The 17,823-nt window shown below is 66.5% G+C and carries 16 protein-coding genes and 2 pseudogenes; 9 read left to right on the top strand and 9 right to left on the bottom strand.

The window, feature by feature from the left end; translation table 11 throughout:
- Positions 1–343: pseudogene (locus FUT88_RS26995) on the top strand (lytic transglycosylase); the annotation flags it as partial.
- 40 nt (positions 344–383) lie between these two features.
- Here FUT88_RS26995 and FUT88_RS24650 read toward each other — a convergent pair.
- The gene (locus FUT88_RS24650; RefSeq protein ID WP_186829374.1) at positions 384–1,478 is read right to left on the bottom strand and encodes a helix-turn-helix transcriptional regulator; all 1,095 of its coding nucleotides are present in this window, start codon (positions 1,476–1,478) and stop codon (positions 384–386) included.
- A gap of 447 nt (positions 1,479–1,925) precedes the next feature.
- Here FUT88_RS24650 and modB point away from each other — a divergent pair, with 447 nt between their 5' ends.
- Both modB and FUT88_RS24640 read left to right on the top strand, forming a co-directional pair.
- Positions 1,926–2,612, top strand: coding sequence for a molybdate ABC transporter permease subunit (modB, locus tag FUT88_RS24645; protein WP_147219124.1), 687 nt, complete (start codon positions 1,926–1,928; stop codon positions 2,610–2,612).
- Entirely contained in the window at positions 2,609–3,352 is a 744-nt protein-coding gene (locus tag FUT88_RS24640) for an ABC transporter ATP-binding protein (RefSeq protein ID WP_147219122.1), read from the top strand. The genes modB and FUT88_RS24640 overlap by 4 nt, the downstream gene beginning before the upstream one ends.
- Positions 3,353–3,354: 2 nt before the next feature.
- Here the strand turns inward: FUT88_RS24640 and FUT88_RS24635 are convergent, their stop codons facing one another.
- The 4 genes from FUT88_RS24635 to FUT88_RS24620 all read right to left on the bottom strand — a co-directional run bounded on the left by FUT88_RS24635 (position 3,355) and on the right by FUT88_RS24620 (position 8,115).
- On the bottom strand, positions 3,355–3,852 hold the full coding sequence (locus tag FUT88_RS24635) for a flavodoxin family protein (RefSeq protein ID WP_147219120.1): 498 nt from the start codon (positions 3,850–3,852) through the stop codon (positions 3,355–3,357).
- 7 nt (positions 3,853–3,859) lie between these two features.
- On the bottom strand, positions 3,860–4,672 hold the full coding sequence (locus tag FUT88_RS24630) for a TOBE domain-containing protein (RefSeq protein WP_147219118.1): 813 nt from the start codon (positions 4,670–4,672) through the stop codon (positions 3,860–3,862).
- A gap of 66 nt (positions 4,673–4,738) precedes the next feature.
- Positions 4,739–5,242, bottom strand: coding sequence for a DUF6622 family protein (locus FUT88_RS24625; RefSeq protein WP_147219116.1), 504 nt, complete (start codon positions 5,240–5,242; stop codon positions 4,739–4,741).
- Between the two features lie 122 nt (positions 5,243–5,364).
- Entirely contained in the window at positions 5,365–8,115 is a 2,751-nt protein-coding gene (locus tag FUT88_RS24620; protein ID WP_147219114.1) for an EAL domain-containing protein, read from the bottom strand.
- A 961-nt stretch (positions 8,116–9,076) separates the two neighbouring features.
- Between FUT88_RS24620 and FUT88_RS26990 the strand changes: the two genes are divergently transcribed.
- The 4 genes from FUT88_RS26990 (at position 9,077) to FUT88_RS24600 (ending at position 11,221) form a co-directional block, all read left to right on the top strand.
- The gene (locus FUT88_RS26990; RefSeq protein WP_261797289.1) at positions 9,077–9,229 is read left to right on the top strand and encodes a hypothetical protein; all 153 of its coding nucleotides are present in this window, start codon (positions 9,077–9,079) and stop codon (positions 9,227–9,229) included.
- A complete protein-coding gene (locus FUT88_RS24610) occupies positions 9,226–9,657 on the top strand; it encodes a hypothetical protein (RefSeq protein ID WP_147219110.1) in 432 nt (143 codons plus the stop codon). The genes FUT88_RS26990 and FUT88_RS24610 overlap by 4 nt, the downstream gene beginning before the upstream one ends.
- Before the next feature lie 52 nt (positions 9,658–9,709).
- Positions 9,710–10,627 carry a helix-turn-helix domain-containing protein gene (locus tag FUT88_RS24605; RefSeq protein ID WP_147219108.1) on the top strand — a complete coding sequence of 306 codons (918 nt, stop codon included), beginning with the start codon at positions 9,710–9,712 and terminating at the stop codon, positions 10,625–10,627.
- A gap of 153 nt (positions 10,628–10,780) precedes the next feature.
- A complete protein-coding gene (locus FUT88_RS24600) occupies positions 10,781–11,221 on the top strand; it encodes a universal stress protein (RefSeq protein WP_147219106.1) in 441 nt (146 codons plus the stop codon).
- A 60-nt stretch (positions 11,222–11,281) separates the two neighbouring features.
- On the opposite strand, the gene FUT88_RS24595 is transcribed toward FUT88_RS24600, so the two are convergent.
- The 3 genes from FUT88_RS24595 to FUT88_RS24585 form a co-directional block, all read right to left on the bottom strand.
- Positions 11,282–11,836, bottom strand: coding sequence for a Spy/CpxP family protein refolding chaperone (locus FUT88_RS24595; protein ID WP_147219104.1), 555 nt, complete (start codon positions 11,834–11,836; stop codon positions 11,282–11,284).
- Positions 11,837–11,941: 105 nt separating this feature from the next.
- Positions 11,942–12,601 carry a response regulator gene (locus FUT88_RS24590; protein WP_147219102.1) on the bottom strand — a complete coding sequence of 220 codons (660 nt, stop codon included), beginning with the start codon at positions 12,599–12,601 and terminating at the stop codon, positions 11,942–11,944.
- Positions 12,585–14,138, bottom strand: a complete 1,554-nt coding sequence (locus FUT88_RS24585) for an ATP-binding protein (protein ID WP_147219100.1) — start codon at positions 14,136–14,138, stop codon at positions 12,585–12,587. Before FUT88_RS24585 ends, FUT88_RS24590 begins: the two co-directional genes overlap by 17 nt.
- Before the next feature lie 262 nt (positions 14,139–14,400).
- Between FUT88_RS24585 and FUT88_RS24580 the strand changes: the two genes are divergently transcribed.
- Both FUT88_RS24580 and FUT88_RS24575 read left to right on the top strand, forming a co-directional pair.
- A complete protein-coding gene (locus FUT88_RS24580; RefSeq protein WP_147219130.1) occupies positions 14,401–15,180 on the top strand; it encodes an AraC family transcriptional regulator in 780 nt (259 codons plus the stop codon).
- A 94-nt stretch (positions 15,181–15,274) separates the two neighbouring features.
- A pseudogene (locus tag FUT88_RS24575) lies at positions 15,275–16,168 on the top strand (DMT family transporter); the annotation flags it as partial.
- 19 nt (positions 16,169–16,187) lie between these two features.
- Here the strand turns inward: FUT88_RS24575 and FUT88_RS24570 are convergent.
- Positions 16,188–17,768: a TerC family protein gene (locus FUT88_RS24570; RefSeq protein WP_147219098.1), complete on the bottom strand. Its 1,581-nt coding sequence runs from the start codon at positions 17,766–17,768 to the stop codon at positions 16,188–16,190.
- Positions 17,769–17,823: the final 55 nt, after the last annotated feature.

Raw genomic sequence — 17,823 nt, 5'->3', positions numbered from 1 at the left:
CGACCAGCAGCAGGCGTTGCGCGCCGCGCTGTCGTGCTACTACAGCGGCAACTTCGAGACCGGCTTCCGCCACGGCTATGTGCAGAAAGTGGTTGCCAACGCCGGCGACGTGCCGGCCATCGTGCCCGACGCGACCGGTGGGCGGATCGAGCCGATTCCCGTGGTGCCCGCGGGCGGCGGCACCCCGGCCCCGAGGGCGCCACGCGCAGCTTCAGCGGCGGCGCAACCACGGGTGCTGACCGGCAGCGCGTGCACGGGCCAGGCCGGCCGGCAAGTGATGATCCTTGCGTGCAATCGCGCCGACGGCACATCGTGCCTGCGCTGCGTGGCGCTGCCGCGCTGAATGCCGCGCAGCAGCTTCCACAACGTCGTTCCTGCTCAACTCAGATGAGGTTCAGGCGGCCCGCAATGTAGGCGAGTTGGGCACGGTTGGTCGCTCCGTAGCGGCGGCGGATCAGGCGCAGGTGGTAATCAACATTGTGCGCCGTCGTGTGCAGCTTGATGGCGATTTCCTTGTCGCTCATGCCGGAGGCCAGGCATGTCAGCACACGGCTTTGCATGACGGTAAGCGGTGCCTCTTCGCTGCATGCGCGCGTATTGCGCGCGAACGTTTGCAGCGGCGCCCGCCAGACCTGATGCAACGCCATGCCAAAGAGAATCGACTGGCCGAGCACGCTGTCGCTGATCCACTCCCGCCCGGCGTGCGGCGAGCTGAGGCTGACAATCGCATGGCTCGTGCCCTTGCCGGCACCCAGGCTGAACATCACGCCGCTGCGCAGGCCGTGTTCGTCCATCGTCTGCAGCAGCGCGCGCAAGGCGGGCTCCATGCGTGCCTGGCCGCGCGCGAGCGATGCCAGATCCCACACCAGCGGCATGCCGGTCGCAAACACCGCGGGCAGACGCGGGTCGACCGTGAAGAGGCGTTCGTCGCAATAGCGCTGCAGGAACCGGGGCGTCACGTAGTTCTTGAGCATGGCCACCGTCGGCGGCGCGTTTTCGTGGCGTTCGGCCAGCGCGTAGGTCAGCGACGAGAAGCCCATCAGCCCCATCAGCCCCGACACGATGCGCGCGCGCTCGGCCACACCGCGTGCGGCCTGCAGTTCTGCCGCAAGACGCAGGCGGCCGGGGTGTGCGGGCGCCGGTTCAAAGAGGAGCGCGTGCTCGTCTACGGGAACAACGTCCGTGCCCGGCGGCAGCGGCACGAAGAAACGATCGCCGTTGGCGGCATCGTCAGCAGCGGTGCGTGCGGATAGGGAATCGGCGTGGCCGGGTAAGGCGGCGGGTACCGACGCGGCTTCCGCCTGTGGTACGGGCAGCCCATCCAGGTCCATCTGAACGGAAGCGCCTGGGCGGGCGGAACCGCGAGACTGCGCGTCCGCCCCCTTGAGCGCGGGGCGCATGTCCATCAGCAGCGCCAGGTCTTCGGCGCGGGGGAAACGTACTGCCTGCAAACCATCTGCGCGATGTGCGGCGGCCATTGCCGTCCTCCGGTCATGTTGGAAACACCTGCTTGGCCGCCGGAACGCTTCCGGCCATCGCCAAGACTGGTTTCCCCCCCGGGGGATGACTTTTGCTGTGCGGTGACCCTGTTCACCGCGGGCCCGGATCGTGAAAAGCGACGTCCGGCCTACGTTTTGGCGCATTGTGGCAAGCCGGCGGCAACGTTGTCCAACAAAACTTTTTAGTTCCCCACCATCGACGCGGCTTATGTCGCAATGCAGCGAACAACGCCCCTGACAGTCGCCATGGGGCGGCGGCTCCATGCCCCTTGCCGCATGCCGGGCATCACCGTGTCAGGATTGACCTGGCGTTATAACCAACCCTATATTGCGAAGAACCCACCCAATCTGTCGCCGGCGCCCAACGCGTCACCTCGGTTCGAGGGAATCGTCCGGCCGCCGATGGCACCCTCGCAAACTATCCGCATGTCCGCATCCATCTGGACGCCTCTGCTGCTCTCACTCAAGGTGGCCGGCTGGGCGACTGCCCTCAACCTCGTGCTCGGCGTCGGCGCGGCCTACGCGCTGGCACGCACGCGCAACCGCCTGCGCGACGTCGTCGATTCAGTCCTGACGCTGCCGCTGGTGCTGCCGCCCACGGTGCTCGGGTATTACCTGCTGGTGTTGCTGGGCCGGCGCGGCACGATTGGCGGGTGGCTGGACAGCCTGGGCATCCAGCTCGTCTTTACTTGGCAGGGGGCGGTGATTGCCTCCACGGTGGTGGCGTTTCCACTGGTCATGAAATCGGCACGCGCCGCCTTTGAAGGCGTCGATCACCAATTGGAAAACGCGGCGCGTGTGCTGGGCTTGCCCGAAGCCGCCGTGTTCTTTCGCGTCACGCTGCCGCTGGCTGCACGCGGCATTGCCGCCGGCGTGCTGCTGGCCTTCGCACGCGCCTTGGGCGAATTTGGCGCCACGCTCATGATTGCGGGTAACCTGCCGGGCCGCACGCAGACGCTGTCCGTCGCCATCTACGAAGCCGTGCAGGCCGGCGACGACGCCACGGCCAATACGCTGGTGCTGATCACCTCGCTCACGTGCATCGTGGTGCTGGTGGTGGCCAGCCGCCTGCTGCAAGGGCGTACACCGAGCCTGCAGGAGCAGTTGGCATGAGCGGCGGCATGATCGATCTCGTGGTGCAGAAAACGCTCACCAGCGCGGCGCGCGTGTTCTCGCTGGACATTGCCGTCCGCTCGGACAGCCGGCGCGTGGTGCTCTACGGCCCGTCGGGCGCCGGCAAGAGCCTCACGCTGCGCGCCATTGCTGGCCTGATGACACCGGAGCGCGGCCGCATCGTCCTGAACGGCCGCACGCTGTTCGACCATGCCGACCGCGTCAACCTCAGCGCGCAGGAGCGCCGCGTCGGCTATCTTTTCCAGGACTACGCGCTCTTCAACCACCTGACGGTGGCGCAGAACATCGCGTTCGGGCTCAAGCGCGGGTGGTTCAACCCGCCGCGCCGCACCCGCGACCCGCGCGTTCAGCAGTGGATCGACACATTCGAGCTGGGCGCCGTGGCCGCCAATTATCCTTCGCAGATCTCCGGCGGCCAGCGCCAGCGTGTGGCGCTTGCCCGCGCGCTGATCGCGGAGCCGTCCATGCTGCTGCTCGACGAGCCCTTTGCCGCGCTGGACCCGGCGTTGCGTACGCGCATGCGCTCGGAGCTGTCTGCCCTGCAAGCGCGGCTGCAGGTGCCGATGCTGATGATTACGCACGATCCGGCCGATGTAGAGATCTTCGGCGACCACGTATTCGAGCTGCGCGATGGCCGTGTCGTCGCCGATGCCGTGCGCGCGCCCGATGCGGCACCGCTGTCGCCGTATCCGCATCTGACGGCGGTTGTGACCCGCTGACCTCAGAAGACGCCCAACGCGAGCCCGATAGCCATGGCCTGCCCGACGGCACGGCAGCGCTCCAGGTCGTCTGCGCCAAGTTGTTTTGGCGCGAGGATGGCCTCCGGCGTTTGCGCGTGCGTGCAGACAATGATCGGCTCGGCCACGGGCTTGAGCCGCCAGCCGGTGGCAATGCGTTCAATCTGACGCACGGCGTTCTGGCCATCGCTGCCCGCGCAGACGAGGCACGCGTATGGACGGCCGTTGATGCGATCAAGCGCGGGGTAATAGCAGCGGTCGAAAAAATCCTTGAGCTGGCCGCTGATGGCAGCGAGGTTTTCGGGTGTTGCGAAGAGATAGCCGTCTGCGGCAAGCACGTCGCCGGGACCCGCTTGCGCGGCGTGCAGCAAGCGCACAGTCACACCGTCCTCTTCTGCGGCGCCCGCCTGCGCGGCCTCGGCCATCTGGCGCGTGCCGCCCGTCATCGAGTGGTAGACGATCAGCAGGGTCTTGGGCGTCATGGGCGCTTCAAGCCAATCCCAGAATCACGCTCGATGCCTCGAACACCGCCATGGCTTCCACGCCTTCGGCCAGTGCCAGCATTTCCACCGCCGTGCGCGAGAGCATGGCCACCAGGACGGTCTCGCTTGCGGACGCGGCATTGGCATCCGCCAGGCGCAGCCGCACTTCGGCCTGCACCGCGCCATCGCGGATTTCCGTGACGACGCACGGCAATTGATTCTCTGCCGAGACGCGCCATTCGCCAGCGCCGCGCATCAGCATCACGGCAGGCGCCTTGATGAGCGCGACGGCATGCACTCCAGGCGCCAACCCCAGCAAGCGCGTGCTTTCCTGCGTGATGGTTGCGGCGACAGGCTGGCCGCCGGGCAGACGCAGCGCCACCACATCATTGACGGCGCCCGGCGCCACGGATTCCACCGTGCCGAATAGCGTGTTGCGCGCGCTCGTTCGCAACATCAGGCGACGCATCAGGTTGACGTCTTCACTGGCGGCTTGCGCGGCGGCATCCAGGCGATCGACAAAGCGGCGGTGCTCGGCTTCCAGCACGCGGAAACTCTCGATGAGCCGTTGCGCGCGCGGCGTCAGCACACTGCCGCCACCGCCCTTGCCGCCCGTGGTGCGCACCACCAGCGGCTCACCGGCCAGGTTGTTCATGGTGTCGATGGCGTCCCACGCGGCCTTGTAGGAAAGACCCACGGCCTTGGCGCCTGCCGTGATGGAGCCGGTCTGCCCGATGGCAGCCAGCAGTTCGATCCGGCCGTGCCCGCCCCAGTTGTCTTCACCGGCGCGCAACCAGATGGTGCCGTCGAGTTCCAGCATGTCGTCCCGTCTTGAATGGAGATTGCAACATGCAGGATGTTAACGTGTTAACGCCGATTCGCTGGCTCAAGCCGCCGCCAGGCGCGGCGTACGCACATGCAGCAGCACCGAGCGCGAGAGCAGCAGGCCGCCCAGGAAGCCGAACAGCGCGCTGAACAGCGCCATGAAGCTGCCGGAGTGCGAAACCTCTGGGTGCATCGCCAGCATCACGTTGTAGACATAGCGGGCGGCAAACAGGCCCACGATCACCACCATCGGCACCCAGCTCCCGGGCACGCGCACGGTGTCGGCCATTTCAGACGCGGCACCGTCGGGCGGAGACATGTACGTCAGCAGGAATGCCACCAGAACGGCGACCAGCCACATCGTCAGCGCCAGCGGGCTGCCATGGCTTGCCGTCGACACGCCGTGCAGCGAGTACGCTGCCACCACCAGCGGCAGAACGATCAGGCGGCGGCGCGACACGATGCGCGGCTGCAACTGGCGCACCCCGATGCCGATCAGCACGGCAAACACCACGAACACCCAGGTGGGCGTATGCGACACGATGGAGGTAATCGATTCGAGCATGGCGGTCTCCCTGTTGGAATGCCGCCAGCTTAGGTGCCGGCTCCCGCACGCGGGAGCGGATTGCGACGAACGGCAGAAACGCCGGTATGAACGGTGGAAAAAGCGCGATTCGGGTCGGGCGGTCAGCCCAGCGCGGCGCGCACGCCGGCATCCACCACCGACAGGTGCGCCCGCAGCAAGCGGTCGAAACCTTCGGCCGTGACCGGCTTGCCGATGTAGTAACCCTGGATTTCCTGGCAGCCCGCCTTGGCGAGAAACTCCACCTGGTCGGCATCTTCCACGCCTTCGGCGGTGACCGTCATGCCCAGGGCGCGGGCCATGGCGACGATGGCCTCCGTCAGCGCCACGGAATCCGGATCGCCCGGAATGCCGGTGATGAACGAGCGGTCGATCTTTACGTTGCTGATCGGGAAGCGCTGCAGATACGACAGCGACGAATAGCCGGTGCCGAAATCGTCGATGGAGATCCGGATGCCCTGCGCGGTGAGCGCATCGAACATGGGGCGCACTTCGTCCGCACCGCCCATCAGCAGGCTTTCGGTAATTTCGACTTCCAGCGCGGTGGGCGGCAGGCCGGTGTCGGCCAGCGTCTGCTCGATCATCGGCACCACGTCGCCGGCCTGGAACTGGCGCGCCGAGAGGTTGACCGCCATGCGGAAGTCGTAGCCAAGCGCCTCGTACCAGATCACGGCCTGCTCGCAGGCACGTCGCAGGACCCACGCGCCAATCGGCACGATCAGCCCCGTCTCTTCCGCCACCGGGATGAACTCCACCGGCGAGATCGCCCCGAGCTTGGCGCTGTTCCAGCGCAGCAGCGCCTCGGCGCCGACGATGCGATGGCTGGCCAGGTCGTACTTGGGCTGATAGACGAGCTGCAGTTCGTTGTTCTCGCGCGCGTCACGCAGCGCGTTTTCCAGCATGTAGCGGCGTTGCAGGCGAGCGTTCAGTTCAGCCGTGTAGAACTGCGCGCGGTTGCGGCCGTTCTGCTTGGCGCGGTACATGGCGGCGTCGGCCGAACGGAGCAGATCGGAACCCGAAATGCCGTCGTGCGGATACAGCGCCACGCCAATCGACACGCCCAGGTAATAGCGCCCGTTGACGGTATCGAACGGCTCGCGCATGGCCTGCAGCAAACGCTCTGCCAGCAAGGCAATGCGCTTTCCCTCGACACGCTGGTCGATCAGGATGACGAACTCGTCGCCGCCCAGACGCGCGATCACGTCGCCAGGGCCGATGCAGTCGGTCAGGCGCGCGGCGGCGCTTTGCAGCAGCGTGTCGCCGCAGGCATGGCCCGCGGTGTCGTTCACGCTCTTGAAGCGGTCGAGGTCGAGGAAGAAGAGCGCCAGTTCGCGGCTCTCGTCACGCGCGCCTTCAATGGCGCTTTCGAGGTGCGAGATGAAGAAGCTGCGGTTGGTCAGCCCCGTGAGCGCGTCGTGCGCGGCCAGATGGCGCAGGCGCTGCTCGGCGCGCTTGATGTCGGTGATGTCTGCAAACGACAGCATCACGCTGCTGGGCGTCGGCTCGGCGTGACGACGGATGGGAATGATGTTCTGCCGCACCCACATCAGTTCGCCCGTCTTGAGCAACAGCCCATACACGCGGCCGAAGATGGGCTCGCCGGTGCGCAGCACGTGAGCGGACGGCATCATGGTCAGGCCGACTTCCTTGCCGTCTTCATCGACCACGCGTTGAATCGGGTCAAGCCGGTTGCGGCCGACAAGCTGGCCGGGACGCACGCGCAGGATGCGCTCGGCGCTGGCGTTGGCTGCCTGCACCACACCGTCCGGCGACATGATGACGACGCCTTCGTGCAGGTTCGAAATCGCCAGCCGATAGCGCTCTTCGCTTTCGGCCAGGCCGCGTTCGACATTGTCTTTCTGGATGGCGACGCCCGCCAGGTGCGTGACGTCGTCCAGGAAATGCTGTTCTTCCTCCACGGGCATGCACGGCTGTCGATAGAACAGGCCCAGCACGCCAAGCTTGTCCCCGCGCGACGAACGGATCGGCAACGCCCAGGCAGAAGCAAAGCCGGCCGACAATGCTGCCGTGCGCTCATGCTGCCAGCGCGGGTCGGTCGCAATGTTGTCGATGAAGACGGCGTCGCCCAGGTACACGGCGCAACCGCATGCGCCGGCATCGGGGCCGACAGGCGTGTTTTCCAGTGTGGCGGCATAGGCCGCAGGCAGCGTGGGCGCAGCGGCGACGCGCAAGGTCTGCGAGTCGGCGTCCAGCAACAAGAGCGCCGACATGGCGTTCGGATAGACCTGTTCGACGTACAGGCACAGGTGGCGAAGTACGGTCGACAGCGTCGCATTGGAAGCAAGTTGCGCAAGCACGGCATTCTCCGAAGCGAGCAGGCGGCGCGCATGCAGCGCCTCGGCGCGCGCCTGTACGGCGTGGCGCTCCAGCGCATGACGCGACACGGCTTCGCGCAGCACCAGCATGACGGCTGGCTGGCCCTCGTGCTCGCACGCGGCGGCTTCGCTGGCAACCAGCACGTGCGTGTAATCGGCGCGCACCAGACGATGTTCGACGGGCTGGGCAGAAGCACCGCTGCTCACCATGCCCGCCAGGCGCGGCACCACCTGTGCAACGTCATCGGGATGAATCAGGCCGGCCAGCTGCAGGCCTTCCAGCTGCGCTGTGTCGTGAGCTCCCAGCAAGCGCACGGCCGCCGGGTTGGCTCGCACCACATGCCCGTCCACGGTCAGCAATACGGCGTCGGACGACAGCCGTGACAGTGCGTCGAAATCGGAACCGCGCACCCCGGTCATTGCCCGGGCCATGGCCGCCACCGGACGTTGCGCGGCCTCGGAGCCCGGCGCAACGTCTGCAGGAGAGGCTCCGGCCTGGGCCGGAAGAAACTGGGTCATGGGCAGTGCGATGGCTTGAGCAGTGACAGCGACAGCGACGGCAACGGGAAAGCGGGACCCGAGACGACACGTGTCTCCGCCCTAACCACAACGGCGCGCCGCCGGAAAACTGAAGGGTGCTATGTGCGATACCCCTGAGCGCCGTATGGTGGCGACCCTACGTTGGCATCGCTCAAGAAAAAACCCGCGCTCAGTTGACGAGGCGCGGGTTGAAATCTCTGGACCGTGTCGATCTGTTCCAGAGAGGAGAACCGACCCATGAGGCGACCGACGCAAGGCTGCATCGCACCGCCATGTTGTGAATCATAGTGGCCCCCTTGGAAAAACAAAGGGCGGAAAAGGCTGGGTATTCCATCCCATTTTCATTTCCGCCGACCCATTTTTTCTGGCACTGCACGAACCCCGTTGCTGCTTGTCCCGTCGGCTTACATCGTCCGCATGTGCGGGCCCTGTGTGGAGGCCGTTTCACGATGCCAACGATGCCGGAAAAATCTCCCCGGCATATTGGTTGGTCGCTACATTGAAGAGAATGTTCCGGGGGCTTTCCGATTATGTCGTTCACATGAAGTATTTGCGCAGGCAAAATCACGCGTGGGTGACCCATGAGGCAGTTTGCCACGTCAAGTTCGCGCCCGGCGTGCCGTTACTGGTCGAAAGAGCGCGCCTGTCTCGTGACTTGGCAGGCGCAATTTGGATGCCCGTGCCTGGACTGTTCATGCCGTCTCTGTCTCCCCCCAATCGATCGCTTTCACGGCGCACCGTGCGGTTGCTGATTGCCGTCAGCGTGCTCGCCGCACTGGTTGCGTTGCCGCGCGCGCACGCTTCAACGGCACCCACGGCTGCGGCAGCAACTGCGCCTGGCCGGCCGCCTGTTGCGGCCGCCGCACCCGCCGCAATTCCGGCTCCGAAGACAACCAAGGCCACGACCGTTGCCTCTACGGCCCCGACCTGTCGAGCAATCATGCAGCGCCTGTCGGGCAGCCTGGCTGCCACGCCCAGCACGGCCGACAAGCCGGGCACCGTGATGATCGACGTCGACAAGGCCGGCGTGATGATGGCCTGCAGTCATTCCGACTCGATCGCCATCCCCGTACCGGGCGGCAAGCCGCGATGACGCGCTTCGTCTTCGGCCCCCGCGTCTTGACCGGCATGCTGGCGGCGCTCGCAGCGCTGACCTTGCCGGTGGACGGCGCAGAGCGCTGGATCGCACTGCCCGATCAACCGGACAGCCGCGCATCGCTCGACGTCGGCAGCATCCAGCGCATGCCGAGCGGACCGGTCAGTGCCTGGGTGCGCGTGGAAGCGTCGAACCGCGCGGGCATGCGTTCGCTGCAGCGCATGTTCGGCGCCTTTCGCGGCGACATGGCCGATTTTCTGTACACCGTCGATTGCCGCAGCCGGCAGTTCTCGGTCTCGCAAGCCAAGCTGTATCAAGGCGCGCTGACCGTCAGCGAGCGGCAGATCGCCAACGATGCCGGCTGGCAGCGCGTGGACGGTGTCGGCTTGGCAGGCGAAGTGGCGCACCAGCTCTGCGGCGGATAGCCCCCCCACTTTTGTGCGCGCATCACGGTGCCATCGTTGGTAAGATCGACGCGTGCGCCGCGCCTCCACATCCCCGTCGCTTCAACCTGCCGACCCTCGCGTTACTGCAGACGCGAGCGTCTTCGGCACGCTTGCACGCGGCTCGCGCGCATCGCTTGAGCGCGTCGCCAATCTGGGCGACGGCGTAACCGCCGCCATCTGGCGCAACGAGCACGACGAGGCCCGCTACATCCAGCCTGGGCACCACACGCTCTCGGTCTATCTGCAAGGTGGCTACACCACACACCGGCAAGATCTGCCGCACCTGTTCGGCGCACCCGGGCGCGTGTGCATGCTGCCGGCTGAGCACCAGTCGAGCTGGGTGATCGAGCAACCGATGCGCTTCGTTCATCTGTATTTCGCGCCCGACGCGCTGGCCGGGCACGCGGTACGTCTGCTCGACGCAGAGCCGCGCCTGTTCACGCTGCACGACCGCACTTTCATCGAAGACGCGCATCTCGCACAGGCTTGCGCGAACATCGCCCAGCTCGATTGGACCGACCTGGACGATCGCATGCGCGCCAACGCCCTGGCCAACGACACGCTGTCGTACCTCGTTCAGACCCAGGGCCGCACGCGCGCGCTTGCCGTGCGCGGCGGGTTGGCACCACACGTATGCCGGCGCATTGCCGCACGCATCGATGCCGAGCTGCATCTGCCCTTGTCGCTCGGACAACTGGCGGCCGAGGCGAACCTGTCGGAATTCCATTTCGCGCGGATGTTTCGTGCGTCGTTCGGGGCCGCGCCGCATGAGTGGGTGATGCAGCAACGCATGGCGCGTGCGCAAACGCTGCTGCGCACCACCACGCTCGCGCTGGCGACGATTGCCGAGCGATGCGGCTTTGCGAGCGCCAGCCATTTCAGCCGGCGATTTGCCTTGCAGCTGGGCGCATCGCCGTCACGCTACCGGCAGGCGTGGCAACGCGGGTAGACCGCAAGCTGCCACATCAATATGCGAACGACCGTGCATCGATTTTCCGGTCGTCCCTCTCAGCCGAAAACCTGTGCTGGACTAGCGTTTTCCACGATAGAGGCGTATCGGCCGGCGCAGTAACGTGGAGTCGGGTTCCCCATGGAGACCGCCATGTTTACCCATATCCTCCTGCCAACCGACGGCTCCGAGCAGTGCCGCAAGGCCATCGACGGAGCGTTGAAGCTGGCGCGCGCCACGGGCTGTCGCCTCACCGCCTACACGTGCATTGAAGAATTCCCCAACATGGCGTATTCGGCCGGCGTGGGCGAGTGTCCGCATGCGCACTACATGGAAACGGTGCAGGGCCATGCCAAGGACTGCATCGAGCGCATTGCAGAGCGCGCCCGGGAAGAAGGTGTGCAGTTCGACAGCGATGTGTCGCAGTTTGCCGAGCCCTATCTGGGCATCCTGGATGCGGCAAAGCGGCACGCGTGCGACGTCATCTTCATGGCATCGCACGGGCACCGCAGCTTGATGGGGCGACTGCTGATCGGCAACGAGACGCGCAAGGTGCTCACCTACGCGCACGTGCCGGTCGTGGTCTACCGGTAAAAAATCCGGTCGCAGCGGCCAGCCGCGCGCCGCGCCCCCATCTTTGGTCCGAGCCCCGGATTACATCATCGGCGGGGCTTCCGGCCCAGCCTCTCCGGGCTCGAGTTCCGCCACGCGCTGGGCTTCACGCTCGCCGACCTGCTTGCGCTGTTCCGGCGTGAGCACCTGCATGATCTTCGCGTCGGCCTGCGCACGCAGCTGCGCTTCGCGGGCCACGGCGCGGCCCAGCGATTCGGTCAGGCTGCGTGCACGCGCTTCGTCGTATTGGCCGGAGGCCACCATCTGGTGCAGATCGCGGCGGGCATGCTCGATGGCCTTGCGCTGCTCACGCGCTTCCGGCATCTGCGCATAGTGGATGGCGAAAATCTTGTCGCGCTGCTCTTCGCTGAGCTTCAGGCCACGCAGAAAAGGCGCGCCGCCATGATGCGGGCCCATGCCGCGTGCGCCGCCCGGGCCGGCGCCTGGCCCGCGCTCCATCATGCCCGGACCATGTGGCGCCATGGGTGGCATGGGCGACAGCGGAACGGCGCCGGGGCCGGCGGTCTGGGCCAGCGCGGCGCATGAAAGCAAAAGTCCGGCAGCAATGCCGGCTACGCGGGAAATCACAGCGGTCATGTTGAGGCTCCTGATGAGATCGTCGGCCGGACATGCCGGCCATGTGCTCACTGTAGCCATCGACAACGCACCAAAGGTGGGCAAACCGTGGAGTTTTCTTGAACCTCAGGCGTCGAGCCGGTAACCGACGCCATAGACGGAATGGATCAGCTCGGTGCCGGGACTCACCTGCTCCATCTTGCGGCGCAGGTTCTTGATGTGGGTATCGACGGTGCGGTCGGTCACGATGCGGTGATCGTCGTAGATCTGCTCAAGCAGGTTCGAGCGCGAGAGGATGCGCCCCGGCGCCCCAGCCAGCGCGGCGAGCAGGCGGAATTCAACCGGCGTGAGGTCGAGCCGCTGGCCGCGCAGCGTGGCGGAATAGGCTGCACCATCGATCTGCAATGCGTTCTCCGGCACGCCGCCAGCGCGCTGTACGCGGCGCAGGATGGTCTTGATGCGCGCCACCAGTTCGCGCGGGCTGAAGGGCTTGCAGACGTAGTCGTCGGCGCCAAGCTCGAGACCGAGCAGGCGGTCGATTTCTTCCACGCGCGCCGTCACCATGACGATGGGCACTTCGCTGAAGGCACGCACCTCGCGGCAGATTTCCAGGCCGTCCTTGCCCGGCAGCATCAGGTCGAGCAGCACGAGTTCCGGCGCGGTCTCGCGAATGCGCTGCGCAGCGTGCGTGCCATCGGCGAGCCACTCGGTCTCGTAGTGAGCGGCGCGCAGATAGTCGGTCATCAACGCGGCCAGCTTGGGTTCGTCTTCAATGATCAGAATCATGGTCGGCTAGCGGATCAAGCACATCAAGAACAGGCAGGCGAATGGCGATCCACAGCCCGCCCAACGGCGAATGCCTGGCTTCAATGGTGCCGCCGTGTGCGGCAACGATGGTCTGGCACAGGCTCAGGCCCAGGCCTGCCCCGCCCTGCGCCCGGCTGCGCGAGGCATCCACGCGGAACAGGCGGTCGAAGATGCGCGGCAGCATCGCTTCGGGCACGCCCGGCGCGCTGTCCTGCACGTCGATCTGCTGCCAGCCACCGTCCTGGTGAACATGGACGCGCAGCGTGCCGCCGGCATCGGTATAGCGCAGTGTGTTTTCCAGCAGGTTCTGCATGACCTGCCGCAGCCGCTGCGCGTCGCCTCTGATCATCGTTGCATGCGACGGCGCCGCCGGCACGTCGAGCTGCAGCGCGATGCCCTTTTCCATCAGGCGCGGCGTAAAGCCCTGCACGGCGCTGCATACGGTGTCGGCCAAATCCAGCGGCTCCATGTGGAAGGCCAGCGCGCCCACATCGGCCAGCGAAAGTTCATACAAGTCGTCGATGAGCTTGCTGAGGGTCGACACCTCGGCTTGCAATGACGCGAGCGACGTGGCCGTCAACGGACGCACGCCGTCTTCCAGCGCTTCCAGTTCGCCGCGCAGCACGGCCAGGGGTGTGCGCAGCTCATGCGAAATGTCGGCCGTGAGCTGACGACGCATCTTCTGGTTGGCTTCCAGCGACGCAGCAAGGTGGTTGAAATCCGCCGCCAGCTCGCCGAGTTCATCGCGCGAATGCACGTCGACGCGCGTGGCGTAGTCACCGTCGGCCATGCGGCGGGCGGCATCGGTCAGCCGGCGCATCGGCGCCAGCAGACCGCGTGCGAGCAGCACCGCCACCAGCGCCGCCAGCAGGACCGACAGCCCGGCGATGATCCACGTAGCGCGCAACTGCTGCGCCTGGAAGGCCTGATCGGCGCCCTCGGGCACGCGCACGCGCGGCGGCATGGCCAACCAGCCGACGATCTGGCCGTTGTGGTGCAGTTCGTGCCATCGCGCGTTCGGCCCTAGCGGCGGCCCGTCGCCGATGATGACGTTGCGCTGGGCATCAAGCAGCCAGATCGGCGAGTGTGGGATCGGCGGCTCGCTGGGCGGGTGCGGCGGCATGCTGCCTGCGGGAGGCGGGCCGGGCGGCGGCATGTCTCTGTCCATGCTGCGGTCGGGGCCGGGTGGCAGCGGCTCGAAGCGATGGCCCGGCGGCAGGTCGAAGCGGTCACCGCCCATGCCGTTGGCGCGTGCCCGCGCGCCTTCGCGGCGCAGCAGGCGGAACCACGCCATGCGATCGTCGCGCAGGAAATCCCAGCTGCCGTGCTGCGCGTAGGCCGCCTCCACGCCTTGCGCGAGCGACGCCATGCGCTCCGCCTCGCGCGCATTCACGTAGTCGAGAAAGTTGGCGTCGAACCGCCAGCGCACCGCCGCGCCCATGGCGAGCGCAACGACGATGCTCAGCATGAACAACGCAACGAACAGCTTGGAGGTGATACCGAAAGACGGGCGCATGGATCAGTCAGAGGCTGCCGGGCGCCGCCGCGGGAGCGGTTCCCGCGGTGCCCGGCCGCAGGCACGGCGTCATCTTACCGGGCGCATTGCCGCAGAAAGCCGAAGCATACCAACCGCCTGTGCGCAAAAAATGAGCGAAATGCGAAGAAAGCGTATGCTGCTGCGACGCTGCAGACCCACAGATTCGCGCATTCCCCTCACAAGGAACCGCCCTTTGTCCAACCGGCCGGCCAACCTCGCGTTCTCGATGCACCGCTGCGCCATGCGCGGCGTGGAAGCCGTCGCTGCAGATTCCGGTCACGCTTTTCCACGTCACACGCATGGCCAGTTCGGCATCGGCATCGTCGATCGCGGGGCGCAGAAGTCGTTCAGCGGACGCGGCACGGTGGAAGCCGGCGCGGGCGACGTCATCACCGTCAATCCGTTTGAAGTGCACGATGGCACACCCATCGGCGACGCTGGTCGCGCGTGGCGCATGCTTTACCTCGACCCCGGCGTCGTCACCGACCTGGCCACCGACCTGCACCCCAGCCAGGCCGGGGATGCCGAGTTTGACCGCCCTGTCATCCACGACGCCAATCTCGCACCGCGCGTCCGCCTGCTGTTTGCGCAGATGACCGTGCCCGCCGCGCAAGGCGACGCCCTGCTCCGCGAGCAGCTGCTGCTATCGGTACTGGCGGACGCGCTGCATCCCGCAAACCGGGCAACCGGCAAACACGGCGACGCTGCACCCGACGCCATCCGACTTGCCCGAGCGCGCATCGACGATGACCCGGCTGCCGCTATCTCCCTCCTCGACCTCGCACACGAAACTGGCCTGAGCCGCTTCCAGGTATTGCGCGGCTTTGCCCGCGTGACCGGCCTCACACCGCACGCCTATCAGGTGCAACGGCGCGTGGCCCTGGCGCGTCGGCTGATCGCCCAAGGCGAGCCGTTGGCGGACGTGGCGGCCGCCTGCGGCTTTGCCGATCAGAGCCACATGACGCGGCAGTTCGTGCGCAAGTACGGCGTATCGCCGGGCATGGTGGCGGCGGCGCGCTAGGCGCATCTTCCGACGCTTCCGCCGCTGCAATTTCGTTCAAGACGCGCGCATCGCGTGCGCCCATCCTGCGACCTCCACACACGCAGGATGCGATATGCCCAAACTGTCCAAACGACTTGAAGGTTATCTCTACCTTGCCCTGGCGATGGTGCTGGTGGGCAGCACCGTTGCGGCCAGCAAGATCATCGCGGCGGGCTTGCCGCCATTCACGGCGACGGCGTTGCGCTTTGCGATGGCACTGCCGATGTTCCTCGTCATCATGCGCATGACCCGTTCGCGCTGGCCCGTGCTTGCACGCCGCGACTGGGTGCTGCTCTTCCTGCAGGCGGCCGCCGGCAGCGTGGGCTATACGACGCTGCTCATTTCGGGGCTGCGGCACACGTCGGCCGCAGACGCGGGCGTCATCATTGGGACGCTGCCGGTCATGTCGGCACTCATTGCGATCGTGCTGCTGGGGGAGCGGCCCGGGCGCGCGGTGCTCGGGGCGATTGGGCTGGCCACCGCCGGCGTGCTGACCATCGCCCTGCAACCGCGCGGCGACGCGGCACATCCGCTGCTTGGCAATCTGCTGGTGATGGGCGCCGTGGTGTGCGAGGGACTCTTCATCCTGCTCAACAAGCGGCTGCGTACGCCGGTACCGCCGCTGGCCCTGTCGGCATTAATGAGTGCATTCGGTTTGCTGACGGCGCTGGCGCCCGCGCTGTGGGAAGCACCGTGGCAGTTGCACGCATCGGCGCAGGCAACGCACGCGCTGATGGCCGTGGCCTATTACGCCATCGTACCGACGGTTGGTGGTTTTGTGCTCTGGTATGCCGGCGCTGCGCGCGTGAGCGGTGCCGAGGCATCGTTGTTCACCGCGCTTGCGCCTGTGGCAGCCGTGGTGTTTGCAGCCGCGCTGCTCGGCGAGGCCGTCAGCGCGCGCCAGGTGGGCGGCATTGCGTGCGTGCTGGCGGGGGTGCTCAGCCTTGGATTGGCGCGCGCACCAAGGCGGCCTCATCGGCCGCGTCTTAGGCTTCAGCCTCTGGGGCCGTCACATCTTCCATGCGCTCGATGCGCACGCGCACGATGCGGCGGCTCCCTGCTTCAAGGATCACGAAACGCAGATCGTGGCGCACCAGCGTGTCGCCCACTTCGGGCAGGCGGTCCCACTGGTTGAAGAGGTAACCGCCCAGGCTCGTGGCGCCGCCGCCTTCGTCGAGCAGCCAGTCGACGTGCAGCACATCTTCGAGCTGGCGCAGGTCCGCCTCGCCGGCGACTTCCCAGCAGCCATCGCTGACTTCCACCACGCCCAGGCGTTCGTCTTCATCGGGGAATTCACCCGCAATGGCTTCGAGCACGTCGATGGGCGTCACCACGCCTTGCACGACGTCCAGCGGATCGGTCACCACCAGCATGCGGCCGCGCGCACGCTTGAGCTGATCCATCAGGCGCAGGATGCCGATGTTGTCGGACACCTTGAGCGCGGGCTTCACGCTGCGGTCTACGTCGATGGAGCCACGGGTGTCGAGATCGCCCATCAGATCTTTGGCGCGCGCCACGCCCACGAGGTCATCCAGCCCGCCGCGGCACACCGGAAACTGGTTGTGCGGCACAGCCAGCAGCAGCTTGCGCGTGACGGCCGCGTCGGCGTCCAGGTCCACCCACGAAATATCGTGGCGCGGCGTCATGATGGAGCGCACCGACCGCTCGGCCAAGTCGAGCACGCCGCTGACCATGCTGCGCTCTTCCGGGCGGAACACAGTCTCGGGCACGTGCTGGCCCGCCTCGTGCGAAACCGCCTCGTGCGATTCGGACTCCGCCGGCGCGCCGCGACGCTCGCCCAGCAGGCTGAGCACGGCATCGGCGGTGCGCTCGCGCAGCGGGCGGCGACGCTCGTAACGCACGGTATTGCGCTGGGCCACCTGGTTGAAGAACTCGATCAGGATCGAGAAGCCGATGGCGGCGTACAGATAGCCCTTCGGAATATGAAAGCCCAGGCCCTCGGCAACGAGCGAGAAGCCAATCATCAGCAGGAAGCTCAGGCACAGCACCACCACCGTGCGATGCGCGTTGACGAACTCCGTCAACGGGCGCGAGGCAAACAGCATGGCGCCCATGGCGATCACCACGGCCGCCATCATCACCGGCAGGTCGTTGACCATGCCCACGGCGGTGATGACGGAGTCGATGGAGAACACCGCATCGAGAATCACCACCTGCGCAATCACATTCCAGAACTTGCCGTGCCCGCTGCCATGGCTTTCGTCCTGCGGCTGGCCGTCCAGACGTTCGTGCAGCTCCGACGTGGCCTTGAACAACAGGAAGAAGCCGCCTAGCAGCAGGATGAGCGATCGGCCCGAGAGATCGACGGGCCCCAGCGTAAGCAACGGCTTGGTCAGCCCGATCAGCCACGACATGGTGGCCAGCAGCACCATGCGCATCACCAGGGCCAGGCCCAGACCGATCATCCGGGCACGGTCGCGCAGCGCCGGCGGCAACTTGTTGACCAGGATGGCGATGAAAACGAGGTTGTCGATGCCGAGAACAATCTCGAGCACCACGAGGGTGAACAGGCCGATCCAGATGGACGGGTCAGCAAGCCAAGTCATAGCGGGAAGTGGAAAACAGCAGAAAGACGATCCGCCGATGATAACCGCAGCGCAC

The sequence above is a fragment of the Ralstonia sp. TCR112 genome (assembly GCF_007997035.1).
Taxonomy (GTDB): domain Bacteria; phylum Pseudomonadota; class Gammaproteobacteria; order Burkholderiales; family Burkholderiaceae; genus Ralstonia; species Ralstonia edaphi.
Note: the sequence above shows the minus strand (reverse complement) of the source record. Positions and strands in the feature narration are given on the sequence as shown.

Excerpts from the sequence above, each read along its gene's own strand:
- FUT88_RS24650 (WP_186829374.1), bottom strand. The coding sequence starts at position 1,478 with ATGGCCGCCGCACATCGCGCAGATGGTTTGCAGGCAGTACGTTTCCCC.
- modB (WP_147219124.1), top strand. The coding sequence starts at position 1,926 with ATGTCCGCATCCATCTGGACGCCTCTGCTGCTCTCACTCAAGGTGGCC.
- FUT88_RS24640 (WP_147219122.1), top strand. The coding sequence starts at position 2,609 with ATGAGCGGCGGCATGATCGATCTCGTGGTGCAGAAAACGCTCACCAGC.
- FUT88_RS24635 (WP_147219120.1), bottom strand. The coding sequence starts at position 3,852 with ATGACGCCCAAGACCCTGCTGATCGTCTACCACTCGATGACGGGCGGC.
- FUT88_RS24630 (WP_147219118.1), bottom strand. The coding sequence starts at position 4,672 with ATGCTGGAACTCGACGGCACCATCTGGTTGCGCGCCGGTGAAGACAAC.
- FUT88_RS24625 (WP_147219116.1), bottom strand. The coding sequence starts at position 5,242 with ATGCTCGAATCGATTACCTCCATCGTGTCGCATACGCCCACCTGGGTG.
- FUT88_RS24620 (WP_147219114.1), bottom strand. The coding sequence starts at position 8,115 with ATGACCCAGTTTCTTCCGGCCCAGGCCGGAGCCTCTCCTGCAGACGTT.
- FUT88_RS26990 (WP_261797289.1), top strand. The coding sequence starts at position 9,077 with ATGCAGCGCCTGTCGGGCAGCCTGGCTGCCACGCCCAGCACGGCCGAC.
- FUT88_RS24610 (WP_147219110.1), top strand. The coding sequence starts at position 9,226 with ATGACGCGCTTCGTCTTCGGCCCCCGCGTCTTGACCGGCATGCTGGCG.
- FUT88_RS24600 (WP_147219106.1), top strand. The coding sequence starts at position 10,781 with ATGTTTACCCATATCCTCCTGCCAACCGACGGCTCCGAGCAGTGCCGC.
- FUT88_RS24595 (WP_147219104.1), bottom strand. The coding sequence starts at position 11,836 with ATGACCGCTGTGATTTCCCGCGTAGCCGGCATTGCTGCCGGACTTTTG.
- FUT88_RS24590 (WP_147219102.1), bottom strand. The coding sequence starts at position 12,601 with ATGATTCTGATCATTGAAGACGAACCCAAGCTGGCCGCGTTGATGACC.
- FUT88_RS24585 (WP_147219100.1), bottom strand. The coding sequence starts at position 14,138 with ATGCGCCCGTCTTTCGGTATCACCTCCAAGCTGTTCGTTGCGTTGTTC.
- FUT88_RS24580 (WP_147219130.1), top strand. The coding sequence starts at position 14,401 with ATGCGCGGCGTGGAAGCCGTCGCTGCAGATTCCGGTCACGCTTTTCCA.
- FUT88_RS24570 (WP_147219098.1), bottom strand. The coding sequence starts at position 17,768 with ATGACTTGGCTTGCTGACCCGTCCATCTGGATCGGCCTGTTCACCCTC.